This is a genomic window from Marinimicrobium sp. UBA4509, from assembly GCF_002388575.1.
Taxonomy (GTDB): Bacteria; Pseudomonadota; Gammaproteobacteria; order Pseudomonadales; family Cellvibrionaceae; genus Marinimicrobium; species Marinimicrobium koreense.
In genome coordinates this window covers 71,918-78,497 of record NZ_DGMV01000060.1, presented here as the reverse complement: position 1 = coordinate 78,497, position 6,580 = coordinate 71,918, and the positions used below count along the sequence as shown (strand labels likewise).

At 57.3% G+C, this 6,580-nt stretch carries 4 protein-coding genes and 1 pseudogene; all 5 read left to right on the top strand.

Features of this window, described 5'->3' with window-relative positions:
* A pseudogene (locus B3520_RS11690) lies at positions 1 to 377 on the top strand (FAD-binding dehydrogenase); the annotation flags it as partial.
* 14 nt (positions 378 to 391) lie between these two features.
* Positions 392 to 1,420, top strand: a complete 1,029-nt coding sequence (galE, locus tag B3520_RS11685; protein WP_286806597.1) for a UDP-glucose 4-epimerase GalE — start codon at positions 392 to 394, stop codon at positions 1,418 to 1,420.
* The gene (locus B3520_RS11680) at positions 1,417 to 2,466 is read left to right on the top strand and encodes a UDP-glucose--hexose-1-phosphate uridylyltransferase (RefSeq protein WP_286806557.1); all 1,050 of its coding nucleotides are present in this window, start codon (positions 1,417 to 1,419) and stop codon (positions 2,464 to 2,466) included. Before galE ends, B3520_RS11680 begins: the two co-directional genes overlap by 4 nt.
* A 4-nt stretch (positions 2,467 to 2,470) precedes the next feature.
* Positions 2,471 to 3,658 carry a galactokinase gene (gene galK / locus B3520_RS11675; RefSeq protein WP_286806558.1) on the top strand — a complete coding sequence of 396 codons (1,188 nt, stop codon included), beginning with the start codon at positions 2,471 to 2,473 and terminating at the stop codon, positions 3,656 to 3,658.
* Positions 3,659 to 3,705: 47 nt separating this feature from the next.
* Positions 3,706 to 5,208, top strand: coding sequence for a sialate O-acetylesterase (locus B3520_RS11670; RefSeq protein ID WP_286806560.1), 1,503 nt, complete (start codon positions 3,706 to 3,708; stop codon positions 5,206 to 5,208).
* The last annotated feature ends 1,372 nt before the right edge of the window (positions 5,209 to 6,580 follow it).

Sequence of the window (6,580 nt, the reverse complement as noted above, 5' to 3'; positions counted from 1 at the left end):
TGACCAGTGAATACACCCGTCCCTATCAACGGTCCCATGCCTGGGTGGCGGCGCCGGGTGACGTCCAGCCAGAAGTCATCGTTCGCTGGACCGAGGCGCAGAAATTGACCCGCGTGACGCTTTACTTCGATACGGACTTTGATCACGCACTGGAATCGTCACTCTACGATCACCCCGAACGAACCATGCCGTTCTGTGTGAGTGATTACGAAGTCTATGCCGACGGCGACCGCTTGCTGAAAGCCGTGAGCAATAACTACCAGAGTCGCAATGAACTGTTGTTGGACGAGCCGGTGACGACGAAGACATTGCGTTTACGATTGAAGCGCAAAAGTGCGCAAGTGCCGGTCTCTCTCTTCGGGCTGAGCGCGAACTGAACGGAGGGCGCATGATGGAAAACACGATTCTGGTGACGGGCGGGGCGGGGTTTATCGGTAGTCACACCTGTATCGCTCTACATGAAGCAGGATTTCGGCCCGTGATCCTGGACAACTTTTCCAATGCCAGTGCCAGAGTGCTGGATCAGTTGGAGCGCATAACCGGACAGCGTTTTCCGCTGGTGCGCGGCGACATCCGGGATGCTGATCTGTTGCGCGACACCTTTCAGCGCTATTGCATTGATGCCGTGTTTCACTTTGCGGCGCTCAAGGCAGTCGGTGACTCCGTGCGGCAGCCATTGGCTTACTATGAAAACAACGTGGGTGGTTCTATAGCGCTGTTGCAGGTTATGCAGCAGTGCGGCGTTCGGCGTATGGTCTTCAGCTCGTCCGCTACCGTTTATGGTGAGCCACACTATGTGCCCATCGATGAGGCTCACCCGATCGGGGCCACGAACCCCTACGGTTGGACCAAAGTCATGGTGGAGCAATTACTGCGTGATGTTGCCACGGCCGATCCGGATTTTCTTGCACTGGCACTGCGGTATTTCAACCCGGTAGGCGCTCATGAAAGCGGCCTGCTGGGGGAAGATCCCCTGGGCACGCCCAATAACCTGGTGCCGTTTATTGCTCAAACGGCCATCGGCCGCCGCGAACACGTGCAGGTGTTTGGGGCGGATTACCAGACGGCCGATGGCACAGGCGTGCGTGATTATATTCACGTCATGGATCTGGCCGAGGGGCATGTCGCCGCGTTTCGAACTCACCGCGGGGACTTCGGATTCAAGCCCTATAATCTAGGTACCGGGCGCGGCAGTTCCGTGCTCGAAGTCATCAACGCTTTCGAAAAGAGTTGCGGCTCACGCATTCCCTGGAAAGCGGCACCCCGCCGGCCGGGAGACGTCGCCGTGAACTGGGCCGACCCGGCCCTGGCCGTCAAACGACTCAACTGGCAAGCCCGTCGGGACCTGCAAACCATGACCGACGATGTCTGGCGCTGGCAGTCCGCTTACCCCAACGGCCTGCAGGAGCACACATCATGAGTACGCATCCTGCTGGCATGCATCGCCGTAAAAATTTACTGACCGGTGACTGGGTACTTGTATCGCCGCATCGCAATAATCGCCCTTGGAAGGGCGCAACTGAGGCGACTCAAACCAAGGAAGTGTCCGCTTACCAGACTGACTGTGCGCTCTGTCCGGGAAATACGCGAGCCAACGGCGAGCATAACCCGCCGTACCGTGAGACCTTTGTCTTTACGAATGATTTTTCGGCACTTTCGAAGCTTTCGGGACCGGACGAGACGCCCGCGTGCGACGGCGACGACGCGCTGTGGGTGAGCGAGGAGGTGTTTGGCGAGTGCCGCGTTGTTATTTTTTCTCCCGACCACAGCCAGTCGTTGCCGCGGATGACCGAAGCGGAAATCGCCAGAGTGGTCAACACCTGGGTAGCGGAATTCAAGCGTTTAAGAACGACGTATCGCTGGGTGCAGGTGTTCGAAAACAAAGGTGAAGTGATGGGGTGTTCGCAGCCGCACCCGCACGGTCAGATCTGGGCCCACGATTTTGTCCCCTCGCTGGTAACCAGGGAGGATGAGTGCCAGGTGAATTACCACCAGCGCCATCACTCACCGCTGTTGCTGGACTACGCCATGCGCGAATCGCGCAGTGGGGCGCGTACCGTGGTGGAAAACGATGACTGGATTGCAGTGGTTCCTTACTGGGCGGCCTGGCCGTTCGAAACCCTGTTGCTGCCCAAACACCTGATCGCCCGGCTCGACGATATACCTGAGCCGTTGCAGCGCTCGCTGGCCAGCGCACTCAAGGAATTGACCGTTCGCTACGACAATTTATTCCAGTGCAGCTTTCCCTATTCCATGGGATGGCACGGTGCCCCGAACCATTTGAGCCAAACGGCGCACTGGCAATTGCACGCGCACTTTTTCCCGCCGTTGTTGCGTTCCGCCACCATCAAAAAGCACATGGTAGGCTACGAAATGCTGGCAGAGGCGCAGCGCGACCTGACGCCCGAAGTAGCCGCCAGTGCATTGCGTGATGCCGGTGCTGTCCATTACTCAGAAAGGGGGTGAAGCTGTGCAATTATCCGATGTAATAGGTGCTGCCGACAGGTTTGAGCTGGATGATGCCTTCGATATGCGAGGCGCGTTCCAGAAAGTGTATGGCGTCGCCGCTACCGGTGTGGTTTCCGCACCAGGCCGAGTGAACCTGATCGGTGAACATACCGATTACAATCAGGGTTTTGTGCTGCCCTGCGCATTGGAGTTTCATACCCGTGTCGCCTTCCGTCCCCGCGCGGACAGCCGGGTTCAAGTCACCTCGTTGAACTATGGGCTCGAAACGGTCCGATTTGACCTCGCGCAGCGGCTACATCGCGGACCGTGCGACTGGGTCAATTATATTGTCGGTGTTTACGATGTGTTGCTAAAGCTTGGCCATCGCCTCAGAGGGGCCGACCTCCTGATTATGGGTAATGTTCCGCAAGGCGCGGGCTTGTCGTCATCGGCGGCGTTGGAAGTGGCCGTGGGCGGTGCGTTGAACGCCATGAACGAATGCGGACTTTCACCGCAAGACATTGCCCGGATCGGACAGCAGACCGAAAACGACTTTCTCGATTGCCAAACCGGCATTATGGACCAGATGGTATCGGCCTGCGCGCGTCAGGGACACGCCCTTTTGTTGGATTGTGAAGACCTGTCGACGCAGCAGATTCCCATGGTGGCCGGTTACGAACTATTGATTATCAACTCCAACGTTAAACGTTCGCTGGTGGGCAGCGAGTACAATCAGCGTCGTCTGGATTGCGAGACTGCCGCGAAAACGTTGGGTATTCCCAGTCTGCGCCACGCATCGGTTGAGCGGTTGCAAGAGGGGCGAACCGATATGAGCGAGAACGCCTATCGTCGCGCCCTGCATGTCATTACTGAAAACGAACGCACCTGTCAGGCTGCGGAGGCATTGGCCCGGAACGATTTTTCCACGCTTCGGGAACTGATGTACGCCTCCCACGATTCGTTGCGGGACTATTTTGAAGTCACCGTTCCCGAGACCGATTTCCTGGTGGATTTGATTCGATCCCAATCAGGCGACGCGGGTGCGGCCCGCATGACCGGCGGCGGATTCGGTGGCGCGGTGGTGGCGCTGGTGGAACCCGCTCTGGTGGAAACGGTCAGCCAGGCGCTGCGCGAAGCGTATCCGCGAACGTTCGGATTGCAACCGGATATCTACCGCTGTCGCACCGGGAATGGTATGCGACTGGAATAAATCAGAACCATAAAGTGGCAGGGCTCCTTTCGATGACTTTCATATCGATGACGTTCATAACAATAATTTCCACCGTCTTTAAGCCGTCGTTGCGCTGGGTTGCGATACTGTTACCGTTTCTGATGTACGCTGCCCCGGTGCTCGTTGTAGCCCAACCTGCGACCAAAGCAGGTACGGAGACAGAGTTGAGCCTGCCGCCGGTATTTACAGACCATATGGTCTTGCAGCGCGATCAGGACATACCCGTCTGGGGGAAAGGTCAGCCCGGCAGGGACGTTTCGGTCAGTCTGAATAATGAGTCGGCGGTGGACACCACTGTACTGGCGAATGGCCGCTGGCAGGTGATGTTGCCGGCGAAAAACGCCGGTGGACCTTATGTACTGACGGTACAAAGTGAGGCTGAGCGAATCGAGTTCAAGGATGTTTTTCTCGGTGATGTCTGGCTGATGGCCGGTCAGTCCAACATGGCATTTCGGTTCCGTCACTCCGCATTGGCCGAGCAGCAGGTGGCGATCGCCTCCTTGCCCAATCTTCGGATTCGTTTGCTTGAAGTGCCGAAGGTCGTGTCTGGTGGTAAACGACAGGAGCGTCCGCCCAAACCCTGGCAGGTTGCCAGTGCATCTGCTGTCAGTAACTGGTCGGCGGTCGCCCTGCATTTTGCGCTGGGGTTGCAACCGACACTCAAGGATGAGAGTTCCTCTCCGGTGGCGGTTGGCATGATCAATAGCAGCCAGGGGGCATCCCTAGTGGAAGCCTGGATGACCCCGGAGTCGTTGGAGTTGGCCGGCGGTGAGACACCGCAGGTGTTCACGGATATCCGGCGTTATTATCGCAACCCTTCGGTGCTGCAAAAGACCATGCTGGCGAGCGTTCAGCCCTACGCGGTGAAAGGCGTGGTGTGGTACCAGGGCGAATCGAATGCAGCGCGAGCCGGTTATTATGAAAAGCGGTTGTCAGCCATGATCACAGGTTGGCGGTCACTGTGGCAGACACCCGATCTACCTTTTCTGGTAGTACAGCTACCGATATATCAGCCTCCCAATGACAGCAGCAATACTAAATGGGCTGAGTTGCGCTCTGCGCAGGCAGCGGCAACAAGAAGCACACCTAATGCGTGGCTCTCGGTCACTATTGATACGGGTGACAAAGACGACGTCCACCCGGTGGAGAAGAAAGCAGTCGGTGACCGGCTGGCGCAACTGGCGCGAGCAATGGTGTATGGGCACGCGGTGCCTTATCGGGGACCCGAACCCTCCGTTATCAGTTATCGGGGCAACCGTGCTGAAGTAAGCTTTCGTTACGCTGACGGCGGGTTAAGTGTCGTTGGTAATGAACCGCCCGCCGCCCTCTCGGTGCTGGGTTCTGACGACCATTGGCAGCGTGCCGAAGCCAGCGTGGAAGGAAACATCCTGGTCGTTCAACACCCTCAAGGTCAACCGATTTCAGGCGTTCGCCACGCCTGGTCCAACGCGCCGACGGTCAATCTTTATAACGCCCAGGGTTTTCCCGTGGAACCCTTTGAAGACCGTCAGCCGCGTCCGAACCACTGAAAGGCAATTCAAACTGTACCAAACCCGTAAACGCCCCTCGTTTACGTTGGAGACTTCCATGATAAAAAAGCAATGGCTCTTCTTTCCTTTTCATCGTTCCGAGCGCATGCCGCTGCTTCAGCGCTTGACGATGTGGCTGTTTACGCTGGTATTTTTGCTGTTGGGAGTGGGGGGCTGCGATTCGGAGCCGGGCACCGACACCCAAACGCTGGTGGGAAAGACCTTAACGCTGCAGTGGCAAAACAGTGAACAAGGATGGCAGCTGGATCAGCTGGACATTCACGTCGGTGATCAGCAAGTGTCATTGGCGACAACCAGTGCCGAGTACACCCTGTTGTACTCGGCGATCCCACCCGACAGCACACCGATGGAAATATCGGAAAATGGGAAAGTGTTGGAATTTCCCGAACCGATTTACCGGTATAACACGGAAGAGTGGGGCCAGATTACCCAGCCGGTGGCGATGAACCAGGCGGGGGAGCCGTTGACATTTTTTCCGACCTTTGTCGAACGGCACCCGCAAGATGAGCAGGGTGGAAAGGATAAAAAAGGTGCGCTGGTTTTCAAAGAACATACCGAGCGCGCCGACATTGAAGCGCAGTGGCAGATGGATGAGCAGTACGATTCCGACGTCAGGGTACGGTTGACGGTGACGGCCAGGACCGACGGTTATTTTTCCGTTGCCACGCCAACGCTGGCGACGGTAGCCAAATCGGAATTGGCCTGGGGTGCCATTCCGGGGCACTTTCAGGGCGCCGACATTAACGACAGCCTGGTGCACTCTCTCGCGTACGGCCAGGGCATTCCCGATCGGCCCGTGCTGGTGCGCGAGCGCACCGCCACCACGCTCGCGCCGATGCTTAGTACGCAATCCGGTGTCACTCTGGCGGTGATTCCCGAGCCCGGCACGGGCCGCGATCCCTGGGAGCACGATCACATGACCCAGCATTCGTGGCAATTGGGACTGTCGTTGATGAATCGACAATCGCAGCTCACACCGAAAGTCTGGCATCCCGTACTGGGGGAGAAAGGTTCATTCCTGAAAAAAGGCGAGAGTGTCCAGTTTCAGTTTCGCTACAGTGTCCAAATGGCTGACTGGTTTTCGGTGTATCGCCACGCCGTGGAAGATATATACCGGTTTGACGATTTTCTGGCGTTGAAACGAACCCGGCAGTCCCTTACCGATCGTATTCTGTCCATGCACGATTATTTGCGGGATGATACGCGTTCCAAATGGCGGACCGAAATTGTGGAGGGCGTCACGCTGGGGGCGCAGGCTTACCTGGGTGGCGTGCTTAACTCGGATCGCGACGCCATGAAAAACTCCGATTACGGCGCCATGTGGATGCTGGCCCGTATTATGGATGACCCG

Coding starts and splice junctions, on each gene's coding strand:
- galE (WP_286806597.1), top strand. CDS start 392: ATGGAAAACACGATTCTGGTGACGGGCGGGGCGGGGTTTATCGGTAGT.
- B3520_RS11680 (WP_286806557.1), top strand. CDS start 1,417: ATGAGTACGCATCCTGCTGGCATGCATCGCCGTAAAAATTTACTGACC.
- B3520_RS11670 (WP_286806560.1), top strand. CDS start 3,706: ATGACGTTCATAACAATAATTTCCACCGTCTTTAAGCCGTCGTTGCGC.